General features: G+C 56.0%; 3 protein-coding genes. All 3 read left to right on the top strand.

Annotation, left to right across the window (positions count from 1 at the left end; translation table 11 throughout):
* A partial coding sequence (locus JIN85_RS19990) for a hypothetical protein (RefSeq protein ID WP_200274172.1) occupies positions 1 to 549 on the top strand: 549 nt, incomplete at its 5' end.
* Positions 518 to 1114, top strand: a complete 597-nt coding sequence (locus JIN85_RS19985) for a hypothetical protein (RefSeq protein WP_200274170.1) — start codon at positions 518 to 520, stop codon at positions 1112 to 1114. The genes JIN85_RS19990 and JIN85_RS19985, both read left to right, overlap by 32 nt.
* Before the next feature lie 32 nt (positions 1115 to 1146).
* Positions 1147 to 2927, top strand: a 1781-nt coding sequence (locus JIN85_RS19980; protein ID WP_200274168.1) for a hypothetical protein, incomplete at its 3' end; no start/stop codon positions are given.

Below are 2927 nucleotides of genomic sequence, written 5' to 3'. Positions count from 1 at the left end.
CAGCTGATTGAGGCAGTCGAGAACGGCACCAAGGAGATGACGGCGGTCCAGCAGCAAGCGCTGCAACGCATCCGCGATGCCTTCCGTGGTGGCATCGATGCTCAGGAACAGGTGCAAATGGCGCAAGACATCGAGACCGTCGCCGGGCCATTGCAGGAGCAATCCGAGAGCCAGCACAAGGCGCTGGAAATCTTCCGCAGTGTGCTCGCAAAGAATCAGGTCACAGCCCAGGACGCCTCACTACTGGTCGGGCAAATCGACGCACTGTCAGATCAGCAGGCGCAGATCACAGCCTCACAAAAAGAGGCGGTGGAACGCACCAAACAATCTTTGGCCAATAATAACCTGAACAATGAGGAGATGGCCAAGCTCATTGCAGATTCCCAGCTATTATCGAATACCTTGGGTGGGAAAATTGAAGGCTTAACGGGAATCACCCGGACGTTGCTAGAGACGCTGAAAACTTATGACTCGATCATCGCTCAGCTACAATACGAGTCGCAGGCGCAAAGAGAGCTTGCAGATCAACGGCGTGCAGCTGGTGGGTGATGACAAAAGTCTTGTTGGTTTTACACTGACAGAATTGACTGACAGGGTGAAAAGATTTTTCGTTATCTCGATTCTCCTGATGACTTCTGTTTTTGGAAGAGTGGGCGACAGCATTCAAGAGTGTAGGGCGCGATATGGAAACTTAACCGAATCCACTGGTGATACCTTGGATAAGTTCGTTCTGGATGGAATTGCTATTGCGTGTAGATACTCTGGTGACAAATGCATAATGGTCGCCTATAATATTAAAGATTTCAGTTATGTGAATGGCTCAATATCACCAACTGGACCTCGATTTGACGCGAAACAAATTGAGCAATTACTCAATTTGAATCGCGGTGGCTCAGAATGGGTATTTGAAAAACCTAACCCTCGAGGCGAAGCATCAGACGGACTCTACCGGACTAAAGATCTGGCCAGGCGGGCGATAGTATCCTTTGCAGGCATTCGGATTGAAGACATCACTTGGTCAAATGCCGAACGAGCAAAAGTGGAGAGCGATAAGTTGCAGCACGCGGTCGATGCTATTACCGCCGAAGATCCAAAGGACCACTCCGGCGAATAGCTAACACCCCGGTCGACTCCGATGATCGCTTCATGCCCTGGACGATCATTGGTGAAACTGGAAAGCAGTTAGACGAAACCGAACGCGAGATCCGTGAACTTGGAACTGGCTGGACTTTACAGGTCGGCAGAGGTGCGGGAATCGATTCGGTGTCATGGAATCAAGCCTTCCGCGAGATCGATGGGGCGGGGGAGATTTTCCCGGAACAAGGCCAGGAAATCAGCCTCTGGCTCGATGGCGTCTGTTACTTTCGCGGGATTGTCGAAGAACCGACCGAGATTTCAGGCGTCTCTTTCGGCTCCCGCTTCTCCGCACTTGGGGCAGGCTGGTGGCTCGATCAGGAAACGCTTTCCTCTTTGATCCCAGATGCCACCGAGGAAGAGGTCGAACGGCCGAACTTCACTTTTGAGCAGGTTCCGATCGGGGAAAACATCGTCTCACTGTTAGATCGGGCTGCAACCGTTGGCTTGCCCGTGCAGGCCGGAGTGATTGACCCGGCTCTGTTCACCATGGAGCGAATGACGCTTTCCAATGTGACCTTCCTGCAGGCGCTGGTGGAACTTCTCAAGCGCTGCCCGGACGCCTTCGCGTGGTGGAATTACACGACCAGCCCGCCAAGCCTGAATGTTGCCCGACGCGGCACCGCTGAAGTGCTTTCGCTCGATCTGGACGCCAATCACTTCGTCAATGACATCAGCCTGAAGCGCCGAACCGTGCTTAAGGCCGCTGCCGCCACGGTTCACTTTGCGGAACGCCTGCCAAGCGGAGGCATCATGCTGAACGAAGACGACAGCGAGAAAACACGCGCCAGTCTAACCACTGCCATGGGCGGAACCAACAAGGACATCGTTCTAACCGCCCGCAGGCCCGGCAGCGTCGGCAATGGTATCACCTTCGCCATTCACGAAGACACCTTCGACGACCTGAGCGTGGACCGCGTCGGCAACTCGATCATGGTTTACCGGAAAACCGGCGGCAACACCGCTGCCGAAATCGTCGATGCAATCAACAGCACTCCACCCAAGCCCGCTTTTTTCCGCAATGGCGACGACGGCGTGCTGCATGCGATCAACCCCGGAGCGGATGGCGATGGCATCGAAGTGCGTTTCCGAAACGAAGCCACCCAGGCAGTGGGCAAGGTGGTGACGGTCAAGCCTGGAACCGGTGCCGAAGTCGCAGCCCTTCTTGCCGCCGAACCAAGCACGGCACGACTGGTCCGAGCCGACGACACCGGCCTCTTCAAACTCGACCGCGAACACACGCTAGGCGATCACAACTCAGGAGCCGCGGGCATCGTTTACGCCGACCTTGCCCCAGGAAACGATGGATCGGGGAAAATGCTCCCACTGGTTGCCACCAATCTAACAGGAGGCACCGACGGACCAACCGTCGCACCTGGGCGGCGTGCCCGTGTCGTGATTTCCGGTCCTGAACTCGACACGTTTCTCCCGCCAGATAAATCCGAATTCATCCGGGTGAGAACCGAGGAGCTGTATGGAATGCAGGTGCACCTCGACTTCAATGCCCGGGTTCAGCAATTCGCCACGGCGGCAGCCCAGCTGCGAGAATGGCCCAATACCTACGGTGGCGCGACCTACGCCGCCGGGAAAACCCCGACGACCCGGAGCAAGGGAACCAGTCAGGTTTCCGGGTTCCTCAATTACCTGCGGACGCCGGATTTCGCGGACTGGATGTATGACCTTGAGCCATCGTTCGGGCCGGTGATCCGGGCGGGAACTTACTGGTATCGGGAAGAGGCGCAGGGCGTGCAGGATCTCAGCGAGATCGGCAAAACGCTCTACGACAATGCCGA

Origin of the sequence: Luteolibacter pohnpeiensis (assembly GCF_016595435.1) — a bacterium.
GTDB classification, from domain to species: domain Bacteria; phylum Verrucomicrobiota; class Verrucomicrobiia; order Verrucomicrobiales; family Akkermansiaceae; genus Luteolibacter; species Luteolibacter pohnpeiensis.
The sequence above is the reverse complement of the archived record's forward strand: the minus strand, read 5'-3'. Positions and strand labels throughout refer to the sequence as shown.